Genomic DNA, 16,167 nt, shown 5'->3' on the forward strand with positions numbered 1-16,167 from the left:
TGCAATTGAGTTTGATGAAGCGGAGGCGCAAGCACCTTGTTGCCGTATCCGTGATTGCCGGCCTATTTCTGATCCCGAGTTCTTCCGAGCCTCGCGATGAAGTTGTCAGTCCTTGACCCGTTCGCCGGGATAGGCGCCCCAGACAACCGACTGGGCAAGCCAGCCGGTGTGGCCGTCGAACGTCATTTCGCACCACTGGCCGTCGCAGGATTTGATCGTACCCATGACGCCAGGTTCAATCATCGCGACCACTCTTGCGTCCTTGTCGGGACTGTTGAGAAGGTCGATCTGGGCGCCCTTGCCGCGCTGCCATGGTGCGACGATTGCCGTGCGTCGGCCGGAAAGCAGCGACTGGTTGATCCAGCCTTCCGAACCATCGGCATCGCGCACGCGGCGCCATGTGTCGAATTCCTGGATGATCTCCATCGGCAGGCCGGCCTTCATATACATCCAGTCGACCGAGTAGTTGGCCCCGGGACCGACGCGCGAGTTGACGCGGCCGGATTTCAGGCTGACGAAGCGCGGCAGCGGCAGGCCGCTCGGACCAAGCGTGACGACGCCCTGGGCAGGTGCTGCGGCACTCTGCGCGCCCGCAAGCGGAGAATAAAGCAGAGCGCCGAGAAATGCTGCGCTGAGGGTCAGGCGAAGCGACGCGAAACCAGACACTTTCATTCCTTTCGGCGCTTGCCCATCGGCCTCGGCGCCCCTTTTTCTTTGTCTTCGGCGGCACCGCTTGTTACAGGGAGTAATCGGCACCGCGACCGGCTTTCAGTTTCGCCGGTCTTGGTTAAAGAGGTCTCAACGAGATCGGGTTAGAAGCAATTCCAGCAAAAGTGTGAAGCGGTTTTGCGTTCGGAATTGCGGCAAGTACTCGAGAGGGAAACAATGGCAGGCAAAAAGAAGCCTCTCGTCGTCATCACGCGAAAGCTGCCCGACCCCGTCGAGACCCGCATGCGCGAGTTGTTCGACGCAAGGCTGAATGTCGAGGACCGGCCGATGACGCAGCCGGAACTGGTCGCGGCGGTCAAGGAGGCCGACGTGCTGGTGCCGACGGTAACCGACCAGATCGACGCCGCACTGATCGCCCAGGCCGGCGACAACCTCAAACTGATCGCGAATTTTGGCAATGGCGTCGACAAGATCGATGTCGCGGCCGCGGCCAAGAGGGGCATCACCGTCACCAACACGCCGAATGTCCTGACCGAGGACACCGCCGACATGACCATGGCGCTGATGCTGGCGGTGCCGCGGCGGCTGGCGGAAGGCGCCAATGTGCTCACCGGTGACAAGAAATGGGCCGGCTGGTCGCCGACCTGGATGCTGGGCCGGCGCATCTGGGGCAAGCGGCTCGGCATTGTCGGCATGGGCCGCATCGGCACCGCCGTCGCCAGGCGGGCCAAGGCCTTCGGACTGTCGATCCATTATCACAATCGCCACCGCGTGCTGCCGGCCGTGGAAGACGGGTTGGAGGCGACCTATTGGGAAAGCCTCGACCAGATGCTGGCCCGCATGGATATCATCTCGGTCAACTGTCCCTCGACGCCGGCAACCTTCCATCTGCTTTCGGCGCGGCGGCTGGCGCTGCTGCAGCCGACTGCCTATGTCGTCAACACCGCACGTGGCGACATCATCGACGAGGAAGCGCTGGTCAAGCTGATCCAGGACGGCAAGATCGCCGGCGCCGGGCTCGATGTCTACGAGCATGAGCCGGCCTTGAACAGCAAGCTGCTGAAGCTCGCCGCCAAGAACAAGGTCGTGCTTTTGCCGCATATGGGCTCGGCGACGCTCGAGGGCCGCATCGACATGGGTGAAAAGGTCATCATCAATATCCGCGCCTTCGTTGACGGCCACCGCCCACCAGACCGCGTGCTGCCGCTCAGGACCTGACGCTGTCGCGGCCCACAAACCGTAAGATAAACCTTACGGGATAGCTTTGCGCATGGTGATCGAGGTCGGCCTGGCATAGCCCTCGTGCGCCGTCCGTTCAGTTTCGCGAAAGCCGAGGCGAGCAAAGGCCGCATGATTCCCGGTCAGCTCGATCCGCGTCTGAAGCTCGATTGCCGCCTTGCCGCGGCTGCGGGCAAGGTCTTCGACCGCCTGCATCAGCCGCCGGCCAATGCCTTGTCCCTGGCAGTCCGGCGCGACCGCGAGCTTGCCGACATAGAACTCTGTCACCTTTTCAAGGGCAAAGACGCAGCCGACGATCCGATCGCCCTTGAGCGCCACGAAGCCGGTCTCCCACCGCGCCTTGTCCCGCAGAGTGTCGGTGGTCAAAAGGTGGGCCGAGGAGGGCGGGTCGATGACGCCGTCCATCGAGGCGAAAGCGCGCATGATCAATGCGAGCACATCGTCCCAGCGGTCGAAATCGGTCGGGATCCGCGTGATGGAGGCAGCTTCGATCCGGTCCAAGAATTCAGCTTCTCTTGTAGCGGATGGTGTCGAAGCGCGCCGCCAGCCCGTCATAGAGCAGCAGCCGGCCGACCAGCGGTTCGCCGACGCCGGTGATCAGCTTGATCGCCTCCATGGCCTGCAGCGTGCCGACGACGCCGGTCAGCGCGCCAAGCACGCCGGCTTCGGCGCAGGACGGCACCAGGCCCGGCGGCGGCGCCTCGGGAAACAGATCGCGATAGCCTGGATTGGGTTTGCCGTCCTTGCCGTCTTCGAATGGCTTCAGCACCGTTACCGAACCATCGAAGCGTCCGACGGCGGCATGCACCAGCGGCTTGCCTTCGCTCGCGCAGGCATCGGCCACGGCATAGCGCGTTTCGAAATTGTCGGAACCGTCGACGACGATGTCATAGCGGGCGACGAGGGCGGGCGCATTGTCCGTGGTCAGCCGGATTGCGTGCGCTTCAACAATTGTGTTGGGATTGATGCGAACGATTGCCGCCTTGGCGCTATCGGTTTTCAGCAGGCCGACAGTGTCGGTACCGTGAATGACCTGGCGCTGCAGATTGGACAGCGAAACGGTGTCGTCATCGACCACGCCTAGTGTGCCGACGCCGGCGGCGGCGAGATATTCAAGCACCGGCGCGCCCAGCCCGCCAGCGCCGATGACCAGCACCCGGGCCTGTTTCAGCCTTTGCTGGCCGGCTCCGCCGATCTCCGGCAGCACGATGTGGCGGGCATAGCGTTCGATCTCGTCTGCGGTCAGGGCGGCAGTGGTCATTGCCTGATCATACAGGGACTGAAAAACCTTGTCAGTGGTCTTCGGTTGGCCCAACCGTCCCATGGTCGACAGTCAGGAATTGCGCGCGTCCCTGGAGACTGGAAAACAGCGCAGCATCGGTTCCTGTCATGAACGCCTGGCAGTTCAGTTCCTCCAGGATGGAAAACAGCGCCGTGCGGCGCCGGCTGTCGAGATGCGCGGCGATCTCGTCGAGCAGCAGGATCGGCGTCATGCCCGACATTTCGCCGGTCAGCCTTGCATGCGACAGCACGATGCCGACCAGCAGCGCCTTTTGCTCGCCTGTCGAGCAAAGCTCGGCCGGCATCGCCTTGGGGCGGTGCCGAACCATCAGGTCCGAACGATGCGGGCCCTCGAGCGTGCGCCCGGCAGCGCGATCGCGGTCACGACCCTCGACAAGGGTTCGGCGGAAGCGCTCCTCGACATCGACTGCCGGCGCGGTCGCAATTTCGGCTTCCAGGTCTCCCGAAAGGCCAATATCGGCCTGCGGAAATGGCCCCGTGTCGGGCAGCCTGTCGATCATGGCGGTCAGAAGGCGCACCATCTCGGCTCGCGCGGCGGCGATCGCCACACCGGTTTCGGCCATCTGCGTCTCGATTGCGTCGAACCAGCGGTCGTCTCGAGAGCCTTCAGTAAGCAAGCGGTTACGGCCACGCATCGCCTTCTCGTAATCGATCGCACGTTGCCCGTGGCCGGGATCGATCGCCAGCACCAGCCGGTCGAGAAAGCGCCGGCGATCCGCGGCCGGCCCGGTGAACAACGCGTCCATGGCCGGCGTCAGCCACACCACGCGCAGCCATTCCAGCATGTCCTCGGCCGAACGCGCCGGAGCTCCGTTGATGCGCACCCGCCTGCCGCCTTCGCCGGCGGTGTCGCCGCCGGAAATGCCTGTTCCGATCTCGACTTGGCCGTCAGGTCCGTCGAGCCGGGCATGCAATGCAAAGCCGCCGTCGCCGCCCTCGCGTGCGACATCCGCGTAAGGGGCGCGGCGCAAGCCACGCCCCGGTGTCAAAAAGGAGATCGCTTCGAGGAGATTGGTCTTGCCGGCGCCGTTGTCGCCGGAAAAAACCACGGCACCTGGCGCCAGATCGATCGTCAGCGCCGCATAGTTGCGGAAATTAGTAAGTGTTAGCTTACTTATATGGTTCTGTCCCGGCAACCGCTATCCGCCTATAGAGCGCTCCATCGTTTCACGGAAACGCAGGACCGCTCTATCTCTTTGTTTTGACGCAACTCCGTACGGAAAACCGCTTCACACTTTTCCTGGAATTGCTCTAGGAGTTGCCGTAAATATCGCGCTTGCCGCCGGTCCACAACAGGACCGAAGTGCTGACACCGTGCCGCTACACCCGCATCGGCATCAGCACATAGAGTGCGGTCTCGTCGGCCATGTCGTGGATCAGCGTCGGCGAACCGGCGTCGGCCAGCATGAACTTGGCTTCCGTGCCGGTCAGTTGCGCGGCAACGTCGAGCAGGTACTTGGCGTTGAAGCCGATCTCGATCGGATCGGATGAATAGTCGGCGGACAGCTCTTCGGTGGCGCTGCCTGAATCGGGATTGTTGACCGCAAGCGTCACCTGACCCTCGCTGATCGACAGCTTCACCGCGCGGCCGCGTTCGGAAGAGATGGTCGAGACGCGATCGACGGCGGCGGCAAAACTCTGGCGGTCGATGATGAGCTTCTTGTCGTTGCCGGTCGGAATGACCCGCTGATAGTCGGGGAAGGTGCCGTCGATCAGCTTCGAGGTCAAAACCACGCTGCCGATGGTGAAGCGGATTTTGGTGTCCGACAGTTCGGTGGTGACCGCGACATCCGGATCGTCGACGAGCTTCTGCAGCTCGCTCACCGTCTTGCGCGGAATGATGATGCCCGGCATGCCTTCGGAACCCGCTGGCGCATCGATCTCGGCGCGCGCCAGGCGGTGGCCGTCGGTCGCCACCGAGCGCAGCTTCAGCTTGCCGCCGACCTCATGCGTGTGCAGGTAGATGCCGTTCAGGTAATAGCGCGTCTCCTCGGTGGAGATGGCGAATTGGGTCTTCTCGATCAGGCCTTTCAGGGCAACCGAGTCGAGACGGAAGATATGCGAGAAGGATCCGGCCGAGAGCTCCGGGAAGTCGGATTGCGGCAGACACTGAAGGCGGAAGCTCGAGCGGCCAGACGTCACCGTCATGGCGTTGCCGTCCTCGTCCGTCTTCAGCATCACCTCGGCGCCATCGGCAAGCTTGCGCACGATGTCGTAGAGCAGATGTGCCGGGACTGTCGTCGCCCCGCCGCGCTCCACCTTAGCGGGCGTCGCTTCGGTCACCTCGAGGTCGAGATCGGTCGCCTTCATTTCAAGGCTGGCGCCTTCGGCGCTGAGCAGCACGTTGGACAGGATCGGTATGGTGTTTCGCCGCTCGACCACACGATGGACGTGGTTGAGCGACTTCAGGAGATTTGACCGTTCCAGGATAACACGCATGACGAAACAGGCTCGCTTGAATGAATGACGGGTCACCAGTGGGCGGCGTCCCGCGAAAGGTCTGAACAGGCTCAGAATCTGCGTAAACTGACAGGAAAAAACCAGCAAACGCAAGCCCGCGCCACCGGTTCAGGCCGGCTAGGCGGGCTTTCTGGGGATAACGCGCCCGAAGTCCGCTAGCCAGTGTCGTAAAACCGAAATCCAGATCGCTCCCAGGCGGCGCCACGAGCCCGATCCAGGCCCAGCGCCGCACTGGCAAGCCATTGAATTCCGGTATTGTTCCGGCTCTGCCATCCCCGGAGGATCAGGCCTGGTCGTTGATCAACCGCCTCAGAAGCTCAAGTTCCTGCGCCAGCGTGTTGTCGTTGCCGGAAAGGTCCTCGATCTTGCGCACGGCATGCAGCACCGTGGTGTGATCGCGGCCGCCGAAACGCCGTCCGATCTCAGGCAGCGAGCGCGGCGTCATCACCTTCGACAGGTACATGGCGACCTGCCGCGGCTTGACGATGGTGCGCGTGCGCCGGTTGGACAGCAATTCGGTCTTCGACACATTGTAGTGACGCGCCACGATGCGCTGGATGTCCTCAATACGGACACGCTTCGGCTCGCCGGTGCGATAGATGTGGCCGAGGATTTCGTCGATCCGGTCGATGGTGATCTGCGGCTCGAAGGATTGACGGAACAAAAGCTGATTGAAGGCGCCTTCCAGCTCGCGTCCGCTGCCGGTCACGGTGCGGGCGACGTGATTGAGGATCTCCTCCGAAATGTCGAGCGACGCGTCGTCGCTCCTGGCCGTGGCAAGGCGCAATTTGAGCATGCCGAGGCGCATGGCGAAATCGGGCGCCGACATTTCAAGCGCGACACCGCCATTGAGGCGCGAACGGACCCGCGGTTCGAGCGATTCCAGTTCCGATGGCGGCCGGTCGGCGGCGACGACGACCTGCTTGGCGCTGTCGAGCAGCATGTTGATGAGGTGGCAGAATTCGTGCTGGATCGACTTGCCCTGCAGAAACTGCATGTCGTCGATGATGAGCAGGTCGATGTCGCGCAGCTGTTCCTTGAGCGTCAGCGCGTTGTTGTCGCGGATCGCGGTGGCAAAGCGCCACATGAAATACTCGGCCGTGAGATAGACGACGCGCGACTTGGGGTTCTGCTTCAGCGATTCCGCGGCGATGGCCTGCAGCAAATGTGTCTTGCCGAGCCCGACGGTTGCGTGAAGGAAAAGCGGATTGAAGCGCACCGCGCTCGATTGCGATTCCGCCACTGCCTTGGCGGCGGCGAAGGCCACCCGGTTCGACGGTCCCTCGATGAAGGAGCCGAACGTGTAGCGCGGATCGAGCGGTGATCCCAAAACGTTGTGGCGGAATTCGCTCTCGATCGGTGTGCCCGGACGCGGAGCCGGTGCGCGCTCCACCCGGCTGGGGCTGACTGTGCCGGCGGCAAGCGCCGTCTGCGTCTGCCGTGTCACCTTGCTGCGTGCTGGCGTTACCTCTGGCTCGGCCTGGCTGCGTCCCTGACGGGTTGCCGTGCGCACGACGATGTCGATCTTGAGGAGATCGGGATCCTCCTGCTTCCACAACTCGGAGATGAGGTCGAGATAGTGGCCGTTGATCCATGAGCGCAGGAAGGCAGTAGGCACCGAGATGCGGACGATGCCCTTGGAAGCCTCGGCGACCTTCATGCGGCCAAACCAGCTCGAATAGACTTCGGTTCCCAGGCGCGCCTTCAACTGGGCTTTGACCCGGTCGAATTTCTGTTCCGCGTCGCTGGACACCGCCATGTCGTTTGCTCCGATCAAAGTTCCAGGAAATGGGAGGTCGCCCGTAAGCTCCCTTTCGATGCCGCTCTGCATGATCTTTTCCTTGTTCTTCCGTACCTGTTTCCACCGGGGATGCGCCTCCTGCATCCGGTTCCGGCGACCTAAGTCTTTGCTACGATGTCCGCTGCCGCCGCCGGCAGATGAACGTCGCCCATTATCTGCGGGAACCGGTGCCGGCCCATGGAAGCCAGTCCGCGTTGGGTATGTCAGGGCAATACAACACCGTCCGGCGAAAGGAGCGCCGGCGCGCCGTCTACCTGCCATGTCAAGTTACGCCAGTCCCCTACCGTATCGAAAAAGACAAACCAAACCCGTCCGCGGACTTGATCCGCGTTGCAAATCCCGCCAATTTAAGCTGGCCGATTCAGGCTTGGGTTAAGAGCCAGAGCCCGTCCCTTTCGATAGATCGACACTACCGAAATCGCTGTGGATAGGGCAAGGCCACGTCTAACGGATTTTTAAGGAATCTGGTTACTGGAGGCGGGTTCGAGTGGCGTGCCGTGACGGCACATTTTAACAAAGCCATTGTGATTCAAACCCTTTTCCGGCGAATATGAAAAACCGGACGCTGAGAGAAATATTCTGAAATAATTCGCTTGACAGCGACTTGTCCCCGATCGGGTCGGCCCGGTGTGGACAAGCTGTGGATCACCATCAGTAAGTGTCTGAAAATTATAAGCTATTTCTGACAGTTAAGAATCATTAAGCTGGCCCTTTTCAAGCATGCCGATCAACAGCAGGCATGCATATGCCGGCAAACTATTCCCAATTGTGAAATCCGCCTAAGACGCCGTTTCCGGACATTCTTTTTAAGTGCTTGCCGGCAAACGAAAAAACCCGGCACAAACGGCCGGGTTCGAAGAACGTCAGTCTAGGCAAGTAATGTCAGGCCGACAGTACCTTGACCCGCTGAGCCAGTCGCGACACCTTGCGGGACGCCGTGTTCTTGTGAATCACGCCCTTGGTCGCGGCGCGCATCAATTCCGGCTCCGCGATCTTGAAGGCAGCCTGTGCGGCAGCCTTGTCGCCGGAGGCAAGCGCCTCTTCGACCTGGCGGATATAGGTGCGGACGCGCGAGCGGCGGTTCTTGTTGATCGCTGCGCGGCGGACGATCTTGCGCGTTGCCTTTTTGGCCGAGGATGTATTGGCCATGATGCCTCTCTTCTGATCTGGTCGGCGCATGCGGAATGCCGCAGGGCGCAAAAAACAAACGGGCAGCCACGGGGCCGCCTCGGTTGGTGCGGCTTATAGTTCAGCTTTTCCGGCGCGTCAACGCTGCCCGGTCTTCTTTTTGGCGGCCAACAGCCATCTTCTTCGCGGCCAAGGGATTGGCGTCAGCGGTTGGTGAAATTCGGCTTCCGCTTCTCGGCAAAGGCCGCCATGCCTTCCTTCTGATCGTCCAGTGCAAACAGCGAGTGAAACAGCCGGCGCTCGAACCGCAATCCCTCGGCAAGCGTCGTCTCGAAGGCGCGGTTGACAGCCTCCTTCGCCATCATCACCGATGGTAGTGAGAAAGCGGCGATCTTGGCTGCGGCCTTCAGCGCCTCCTCGACAAGCTCGCCGGCAGGCACGACCCGCGACACCAGACCAGAACGCTCGGCCTCGGCGGCATCCATCATCCGCCCGGTCAGGCACATGTCCATCGCTTTCGACTTGCCGACGAAGCGGGTCAGCCTTTGTGACCCGCCCATGCCTGGAATGACGCCGAGGGTGATCTCGGGCTGGCCGAATTTGGCCGTGTCGGCGGCGATAATGAAATCGCACATCATCGCCAGCTCGCAGCCGCCGCCGAGTGCATAGCCCGCCACCGCCGCGATAATAGGCTTTCGCGCCCGCGTCAGTTCCTCCCAGCCGACGAAGAAGTCTTGAGCGTAGGCGTCCGCGTAGGAGATGGACTGCATCTCCTTGATATCGGCGCCGGCGGCGAAAGCCTTTTCGGAACCCGTGATGACCATGGCGCCGATATCTGGATCGGCGCTGAACCCGTTCACGGCTGCCACCACTTCGGTCAGAATCTGCGAATTCAGCGCGTTGAGCGCCTGCGGCCTGTTCAGCGTGATCAGCCCAACCTTGCCGTGCGTCTCGGTGATGATCGTCTCATAGGCCATGGCTGCTTCTCCTTGCTCACGCTCGTCTAGAGCGGTTCATCGTTTCACGGAAACGCAGAACCGCTCCCATCTCCTTGTCTCGACGCAATTCTCGACGGAAAACCGTTTCACACTTTTCCTGGAATTGCTCAAACTCACCGCTGACATGTCCGGCAATAAAAGGTCGATCGGCCGCTCTGCACGATCCGTTCGATGTGGCCGCCGCAGCCGGGCTTGGAGCAGGCCTCGCCTTCGCGGTCGTAGACGGCGAAGGCGTGCTGGAAATAGCCCAGCGACCCATCGGTCTGCATATAGTCCCGCAGTGAGGAGCCGCCGGCTGCGATCGCATCCGATATCACCGAACGAATGGCTTGCGCGAGGTGTTCGCTTTGGGCTTGGGCTTTCTTTCCGGGCCTGGCGATCGTGCCCGCCTCGCGCAGCGGCGACAGGCCGGCACGCCACAACGCCTCCGACACATAGATGTTGCCGAGCCCGGCGATCAGCCTCTGGTCGAGAAGCGCTGCCTTCAGTGGTGATCGCCGCCCCTTCATCAATGAGGCGAGCAGCGCACCGTCCAATGTGTTGCCCGTAGGCTCGACGCCAAGTCCAGCCAGCATCGGGTGAACGTCCGGCAGTCCCTCCGCAAACAACATGAAGCCGAAGCGGCGCGGATCATTGAAGATCACGCGGGACCGGGCACCGGTTGGAGACTCGACATGGAAGACGACGTGGTCGTGATTGGAGCTTTTCGAGCGGTCGTGCCGGAAGATGCCGGGCATGTCGCTGCCATCGGCCGTCTCGACGCGGAATGAGCCCGACATGCCGAGATGGCAGATCAGCACGGGCCCGCCTTCCAGGTCCATCGTCAGATACTTGGCCCGGCGGCCGAGTGCCGTGATCGTCTTGCCGGTCAGCCGCTGCGCGAATTTCTCGGGAAATGGAAAGCGCAGATCCGGTCGGCGCGCCTCGACGCGGGCGATGGTGGCGCCTTCCAGAACCGGCTGAAGTCCGCGCCGGACGGTTTCGACTTCCGGCAATTCAGGCATGACCGCCGATCGCCGTATAGAAAGAAGTGCCGTAGCGTCCGGGCGCCAGCCCGAAATGCTCGGCCAGGGTCTCGCCAATGTCGGCGAATGTCGTTCTCAGTCCGATGTCGCCGCCCTTGAGACCCGGTCCAGTGCCGATCACCGGAATGCGCTCGCGCGTGTGATCGGTCCCGCCCCAGGTCGGGTCGTTGCCGTGGTCGGCCGTCAGGATGAGAAGATCGCCCTGCCGCAGCCTCGCAAATGCTTCCGGCAGCCGCAGGTCGAAGGCCTCGAGCGCGGCAGCATAGCCTGCGACATCGCGGCGGTGACCGAATTCGGTGTCGAAGTCGACGAAATTGGCGAAGACGAGGTCACCGTCGCCGGCATCATCGATCGCACCCAGCGCCTCGTCGAACATCGCCATGTTGCCTGCCGCCTTGCGCACTTGCGAAATTCCGCGATGGGCGAAGATGTCGCCGATCTTGCCGACGGCGATGACACGGCTGCCACGCGCCGTCAGCCGGTCGAGCAGGGTCGGTTCCGGCGGAGGCACGGCGTAGTCATGACGGTTGTATGTCCGCTCGAAAGTGGCGGTGGTTTCGCCGACGAACGGCCGCGCGATCACCCGTCCAATCCTCAGCGGGTCAACCAGCCTGCGCACCACCTGGCAGAATTCATAAAGCCGGTCGAGGCCGAAATGGACTTCATGCGCGGCGATTTGCAGGACCGAGTCGACCGACGTGTAGCAGATCGGCTTGCCGGTCCGGATGTGCTCCTCACCGAAGCGCTCGATGATCTCGGTGCCCGGCGCATGGCAATTGCCGAGAATGCCCGGCACCTTGCCTTCACGGATGATCGCCTCGGTCAGTTCGGCCGGAAAGGCCGGAACCGTATCCGGGAAATAGCCCCAGTCGAGGCGCACCGGCAGGCCGGCGATTTCCCAATGGCCGGATGGCGTATCCTTGCCGCTCGAAACCTCCTGTGCGGCGCCGTGAAAGGCAGTTGGGAGCATATCCGCCCCGCTGTTGGCAAATCCCAGTCCCGTCGCGGTTTCGGCAGCCTTGCCAAGCCCGAGTGAGGCCATATGAGGGACAAACAGCGGTCCACTACGAGACCCTTCGCGATCCGCACGGCCCTCCGCACAGGCCTCTGCGATGTGCGCGAATGTGTTGGCGCCGGCGTCACCGTAGCGGTCGGCGTCGGCCGCGCCGCCGATGCCGAAGGAATCCAGGACGAAGAGGAAAGCGCGCGCCATCAAGTTGTTGCCAGTTTGACCGACCAGACATAGGGTTCCGCGACTTCATTGGCAATTCGGAAACCAAACGGCAACGGGCAGGCGTGACAATCAGTGCATATCGCCCAAAAGTGCGCAGCGGTTTGGGAATGACGATCTGAGCATCGATCCGGGAAAACAGACGGCGGTTCTGTCATGAGGGTTGCGTTAAAGACATATGCCGCTCTGTTGCTGGGGCCGGGCGGGCTCGTCGGGCTCTGGTCCAACCCGGCGCATGCCGACTGGCGCGATGATATCGGCACGTTTCGCATAGGCATCGTTGCCGAGCCAGGTGCCGGCAACGCCGTTCCGGGGCTGGCTGTGTTGACCGACGCCTACACCAAAGCATTGGGCATGAAGGTCGAGTTTGTCGTTGCCCGCAATTATGCCGCGCTGATCGAGGCGCAGGCCGATTCCCGCATCGAATATGCGATCTATTCGGCCACCGCCTATGCAACGGCCTCGCAGCGCTGCTTATGTATCGAACCGCTTGTCGCTCCGGTCGATTCAGACGGCGCGATCGGCATCCGCTCCGTTCTGCTGACGCGGGACGGCAAGCTGCCCGACCTTGCGGCGATGGACCGCCATCGTATCGCCATGGCGCCTTCGGACAGCGTCGGCGGTTCTCTCCTGCCATTGGCGGCGTTGGCCGCGGAAGGCCGCAAGATCGCGGAAGATGCACCGTTTCTGGCCCGTGCCGATTCGGCCGCGGCGGCCGAGACGATGCTGGTCGACGGCAAGGCTGATGGCCTGTTTGGCTGGGTGACGGCCGCTGCCGACGGCCCGCGAGAACCGTCGGGCACGCAGGCCAGGTTGGAGGCGGCAGGGCTCTCGGTGACGGCGCTTCGTGTCGTGTGGACGTCGGGTCTGCTGAGATACGGCCCGCACGCGGTCCGCAGCGATCTCGACCCGGAAGCCAAGCGTCGACTTGCCGTGTTCCTCACCAACCTCAAGTCGACGACGCCCGATATCTACGCCCTCCTGGAATCGGGACATTCCGGCGGCTTCGCTCGCGTGGCGCCAAAAGACTACGAGATGGCCGCTGCTATCGTGCGCTTCGTTTCGGACCGTGAGCCGCAGCAGTAGCGGCCCTGCGCAGGGCCTAGCTGGTTCTGTTCAACAGTCGCTGCAAGGGATCGTCACGCTTCTGCGGGGGCGCAGATAATAGGTTTCGCCCATGGTTATGTTGCTGAAAGCCGAGGTCAGTCCAAGCTTCTGTTGACTGCTCGCGCTCCACGCGATGGCCGGCGTATAGCCGAGGTTGCTTTCGACGCGAATGAGAAACGTGTTGGCGACTCTGAGCGACGTCGGGATCGTTGTCTCGGTGGTGGCGCCGGCGCCACGGCTGGCGACGCCGGCGACCAATTTGCGTGACCAAACCACCAGTGCCCTCGTCGCATCGGGCGTAACCTGTATCGCCGTGATGGTGATGCTAGGGGGCGAGCGGTTGTAGGGCTGAAGGGTGACGCTGCCGATCTGCATGATGGCGTCGACATCCGCTTTGAGGACGCTTGTCTGCTGGGTGACGAGATCGGCCACCATGCTGCCGATACGACTGACCTTCTTGCTGGTCTCGATGGCTTGCGACGCTTCCATTGTCAGGAAATACATGATCAGCAGAATTGGCATGATCAACGCGAATTCAACCGCCGCGATGCCGCGGCGATCGGACCAGAATCGGCTTGCTTTCCGCCAAACTCCCGTAATCATAAGATGTGCCCCCGCACGCATCATGCCCTTGCCCTTTTCTTATACTGCTCGTGCATTCCGCTCAGTTGTCGAACGGCTCGTTCTGCCAGGTCACCGATGCGAAATGCAGGGTCTTGTTGCCGCCCATCGACTGCGCCAGCAGATCGGTCATGATCGGCCACTTGTAGAAGACCCGAAGCATGTTCCTCGACTCCGCCGCACCCGCTGTCACTGAGAACGATTGGGTTGCGGTGCCTTTCGTCAGTACGACGTCGCCGTTCTGGATCTTGAAGCCTGCCGTGGCCGCATCGGCGAACGACGTATATTGGCGAAGATCCACCAGCAGTTGATTGGGACAATCCTGGGAGACGATGATCTGCAGTTTCGTGCAGATCATGTCCCGCAAATTGGTTCCGGCAACGTCAGCCGCTCTCAACTGGCCGGTGCGCAGCTTGCGCGCGACATCGTCGGTGACGTTGGCCATCACCTCCTGGCCGGCAAACGAGATGCAGCTTTCCAGAATGGCAAAGACAAGCAGCGCGAAGGGGACTGAAAGGATCGCGAATTCGATTGCCGTGGCGCCGCGCCGGTCACGAAGGAAGCGGGCGAAAAACCTTGGGCGTCTCACTTTGTGGTCGCCTGCGCGACCGAATTCCTTGCTCATGTCCGATCCTGCCGATCTCTATGCGGTCTCGGAAGGAGCATTAGCGCAAACCGATTGAGGTCCGGTTTGGATGATCGTTAAAGTCGGCGCAGGCCTCTTAACCAGACAATAACCGGAACGGCAGTCGGCAACGCCACCTATCGGCTGACGCTCATCTCCGCTTCCGAAGACTTCTCCGCTTCGCTCTTGTACGAGCTTTCGCAATAGGGTGTGCACGACATCGTCTGGATTTCGGCGCGCCGATAGATGCGCACGGACGAGGCGGCTTGCCGCACCACGGTAACCTGCTCGTCGACGATGGGGCTGCCGTCCGTATCGAGCACGACCAGATTGGTGACCCCGAAGCCTTTGCCGGTGAGCACGATCGTTGAAGCGTCCTGCACCGAAGCGTCGGCGATTGCCGGGTTGCCGACCACGATGGTGTCGGCGGGACGCGACAGTTTGACGATCTTGGCCTGGTTCATCGTGACCTCGATACCGGCGCCGGCCATGGCGGGCGCGACGAAGCTCGAGACGGCAAGAAGCGCGGCAATCAGGATTGACGATCTCGGCTGGGCCATTGAGGCGCTCCACGCAGGCGGACTGATCAACGGAACATGAACGAGATTGGTGAACCAACGGTTAAGCATGCGGTGTCGCCAATGATGCGATGGCAGACAAGGACGCTCGCCGGGCACTGTCCGGAAGTCCACAAACCCGGGGCGAGAAGGCTCAGTGGTATATTAGCCCCAGGTTAACCACGCAATGTGTTCGAACCGGGAAAGGAATCGGTAAGGCTGTTTCTTAAGCCGATCGAAAGAGCTTCTCCCTAGATTGGCAGCATCCGATCAACCATCACAGAAGTTGACGGAAGTGCTGTAACACGTGGAGTAGGAGCTCTCGAATGTCTAATCTCATCGCACGTTTTGTGAAGGACGAATCCGGCGCGACCGCTATCGAATATGGTCTGATCGCCGCTCTCATTGCGCTCGCCATCATCACTGGCGCGGGCCAGCTCGGTACTGCGCTCAACGCCAAGTTCACCAACATCGGATCCACGTTGAACGGCGCTGGCAACTGATTCGCTATCGCTGAAGCAATCAACTTGCAGCAAGGGCCGCCTCACTGGCGGCCCTTGCTTTGTTTGTGAGACCTTAGGGTACCAAGACGTTTTAGCAGCGGGCCTCATCAATCGTTAATCGAACATGTCTAGACTGGCCGCATTGGAATTGAACAATAGGCACAGCGCCGATGCTTGAAGCCCTGATCTTCGTCGTCTTTCCGTTCTGCATGCTGTTTGCCGCGATTTCCGACATGCTGTCGATGACGATCGCCAATCGCGTGCCGGTGCTGCTCGTCGTTGTCTTCGCGCTGGTCGCGCCGCTGACGGGTATGGACTGGGCGGTCTATGGCGGACATTTCGCCGCCGGCGCCCTGGTCCTGGCCGTGACGTTCGGCCTGTTTGCAATGGGCGGCATGGGCGGCGGCGACGCCAAGCTTCTGGCCGCCACCGCGATGTGGATGGGCCTCAATATCAATCTCGTGGAGTATCTTGTCGCCTCGACAATCATCGGCGGCCTGCTGACGCTGGCGATCATCCTCTACCGGAAGTCGCTGCTTGCGGCCGTTACCGGCCAAAATCCGTTTCTGCGCCATTTCGCCGACGAGGCAAAAGGTGTTCCCTACGGCGTCGCCCTCGGCCTTGGCGGGTTGCTGACCTATCCGGATTCGCCTTTGATGGTATGGGCGCTTGCCAGGCTGGCGACTTGAGCACGATCTTATTTTTATTGTCTGTCAGCATTGCCGAAACCCCGTTCTCAACAGGGCCGGCCCGGCCATTTTGGCCGTTCAGACCACATTCCGGCTAATTTATGTAAACCTTAAATTAATCACGATCGTAAGCATTACATTAACCTTGTTTTGACGATTGCCGCTGCAAAGTCCGGCTTGGCTACGTGGTTTGCCAGGGCAAGGGTTCGGAC

At 61.6% G+C, this 16,167-nt stretch carries 17 protein-coding genes; 4 read left to right on the top strand and 13 right to left on the bottom strand.

Annotated features, from left to right (window positions below):
* Positions 1-105: 105 nt before the first annotated feature.
* On the bottom strand, positions 106-666 hold the full coding sequence (locus tag NKJ00_RS21315; protein WP_023811392.1) for an SH3 domain-containing protein: 561 nt from the start codon (positions 664-666) through the stop codon (positions 106-108).
* 219 nt (positions 667-885) lie between these two features.
* Between NKJ00_RS21315 and NKJ00_RS21320 the strand changes: the two genes are divergently transcribed.
* Positions 886-1,887, top strand: a complete 1,002-nt coding sequence (locus tag NKJ00_RS21320; RefSeq protein ID WP_023811391.1) for a 2-hydroxyacid dehydrogenase — start codon at positions 886-888, stop codon at positions 1,885-1,887.
* A gap of 33 nt (positions 1,888-1,920) precedes the next feature.
* On the opposite strand, the gene NKJ00_RS21325 is transcribed toward NKJ00_RS21320, so the two are convergent.
* The 9 genes from NKJ00_RS21325 to NKJ00_RS21365 form a co-directional block, all read right to left on the bottom strand.
* A complete protein-coding gene (locus tag NKJ00_RS21325; protein WP_023811390.1) occupies positions 1,921-2,409 on the bottom strand; it encodes a GNAT family N-acetyltransferase in 489 nt (162 codons plus the stop codon).
* 4 nt (positions 2,410-2,413) lie between these two features.
* Positions 2,414-3,169 carry a molybdopterin-synthase adenylyltransferase MoeB gene (locus NKJ00_RS21330; protein ID WP_023811389.1) on the bottom strand — a complete coding sequence of 252 codons (756 nt, stop codon included), beginning with the start codon at positions 3,167-3,169 and terminating at the stop codon, positions 2,414-2,416.
* 31 nt (positions 3,170-3,200) lie between these two features.
* Positions 3,201-4,346 (bottom strand): DNA replication/repair protein RecF, encoded by a 1,146-nt coding sequence (recF, locus tag NKJ00_RS21335; RefSeq protein ID WP_023811388.1) that lies wholly within the window; start codon positions 4,344-4,346, stop codon positions 3,201-3,203.
* Between the two features lie 184 nt (positions 4,347-4,530).
* Entirely contained in the window at positions 4,531-5,649 is a 1,119-nt protein-coding gene (gene dnaN / locus NKJ00_RS21340; RefSeq protein ID WP_023811387.1) for a DNA polymerase III subunit beta, read from the bottom strand.
* A 304-nt stretch (positions 5,650-5,953) separates the two neighbouring features.
* Positions 5,954-7,429 carry a chromosomal replication initiator protein DnaA gene (gene dnaA, locus NKJ00_RS21345; protein WP_023811386.1) on the bottom strand — a complete coding sequence of 492 codons (1,476 nt, stop codon included), beginning with the start codon at positions 7,427-7,429 and terminating at the stop codon, positions 5,954-5,956.
* Positions 7,430-8,353: 924 nt separating this feature from the next.
* Positions 8,354-8,620: a 30S ribosomal protein S20 gene (rpsT, locus tag NKJ00_RS21350; protein ID WP_013533694.1), complete on the bottom strand. Its 267-nt coding sequence runs from the start codon at positions 8,618-8,620 to the stop codon at positions 8,354-8,356.
* A 182-nt stretch (positions 8,621-8,802) separates the two neighbouring features.
* Positions 8,803-9,576 (bottom strand): enoyl-CoA hydratase, encoded by a 774-nt coding sequence (locus NKJ00_RS21355; protein WP_023811385.1) that lies wholly within the window; start codon positions 9,574-9,576, stop codon positions 8,803-8,805.
* Between the two features lie 134 nt (positions 9,577-9,710).
* A complete protein-coding gene (mutM, locus tag NKJ00_RS21360; protein ID WP_023811384.1) occupies positions 9,711-10,601 on the bottom strand; it encodes a bifunctional DNA-formamidopyrimidine glycosylase/DNA-(apurinic or apyrimidinic site) lyase in 891 nt (296 codons plus the stop codon).
* Positions 10,594-11,835, bottom strand: a complete 1,242-nt coding sequence (locus NKJ00_RS21365) for a phosphopentomutase (RefSeq protein WP_352610749.1) — start codon at positions 11,833-11,835, stop codon at positions 10,594-10,596. The genes mutM and NKJ00_RS21365 overlap by 8 nt, the downstream gene beginning before the upstream one ends.
* A 174-nt stretch (positions 11,836-12,009) precedes the next feature.
* Here NKJ00_RS21365 and NKJ00_RS21370 point away from each other — a divergent pair, with 174 nt between their 5' ends.
* Positions 12,010-12,939, top strand: a complete 930-nt coding sequence (locus NKJ00_RS21370) for a phosphate/phosphite/phosphonate ABC transporter substrate-binding protein (RefSeq protein ID WP_352610747.1) — start codon at positions 12,010-12,012, stop codon at positions 12,937-12,939.
* A gap of 30 nt (positions 12,940-12,969) precedes the next feature.
* Here NKJ00_RS21370 and NKJ00_RS21375 read toward each other — a convergent pair whose 3' ends face one another.
* The 3 genes from NKJ00_RS21375 to NKJ00_RS21385 all read right to left on the bottom strand — a co-directional run bounded on the left by NKJ00_RS21375 (position 12,970) and on the right by NKJ00_RS21385 (position 14,766).
* Positions 12,970-13,587, bottom strand: a complete 618-nt coding sequence (locus NKJ00_RS21375) for a TadE/TadG family type IV pilus assembly protein (protein ID WP_023811381.1) — start codon at positions 13,585-13,587, stop codon at positions 12,970-12,972.
* A 37-nt stretch (positions 13,588-13,624) separates the two neighbouring features.
* Positions 13,625-14,206 carry a TadE/TadG family type IV pilus assembly protein gene (locus tag NKJ00_RS21380; protein ID WP_127295250.1) on the bottom strand — a complete coding sequence of 194 codons (582 nt, stop codon included), beginning with the start codon at positions 14,204-14,206 and terminating at the stop codon, positions 13,625-13,627.
* 137 nt (positions 14,207-14,343) lie between these two features.
* Positions 14,344-14,766 (bottom strand): pilus assembly protein N-terminal domain-containing protein, encoded by a 423-nt coding sequence (locus NKJ00_RS21385; protein WP_013533687.1) that lies wholly within the window; start codon positions 14,764-14,766, stop codon positions 14,344-14,346.
* Positions 14,767-15,089: 323 nt separating this feature from the next.
* Here NKJ00_RS21385 and NKJ00_RS21390 point away from each other — a divergent pair, with 323 nt between their 5' ends.
* Both NKJ00_RS21390 and NKJ00_RS21395 read left to right on the top strand, forming a co-directional pair.
* A complete protein-coding gene (locus tag NKJ00_RS21390; RefSeq protein WP_127327695.1) occupies positions 15,090-15,266 on the top strand; it encodes a Flp family type IVb pilin in 177 nt (58 codons plus the stop codon).
* Between the two features lie 170 nt (positions 15,267-15,436).
* Positions 15,437-15,955 carry an A24 family peptidase gene (locus NKJ00_RS21395; protein ID WP_127327694.1) on the top strand — a complete coding sequence of 173 codons (519 nt, stop codon included), beginning with the start codon at positions 15,437-15,439 and terminating at the stop codon, positions 15,953-15,955.
* Positions 15,956-16,167: the final 212 nt, after the last annotated feature.

The organism is Mesorhizobium sp. M0227, from assembly GCF_040321855.1.
Taxonomy (GTDB): domain Bacteria; phylum Pseudomonadota; class Alphaproteobacteria; order Rhizobiales; family Rhizobiaceae; genus Mesorhizobium.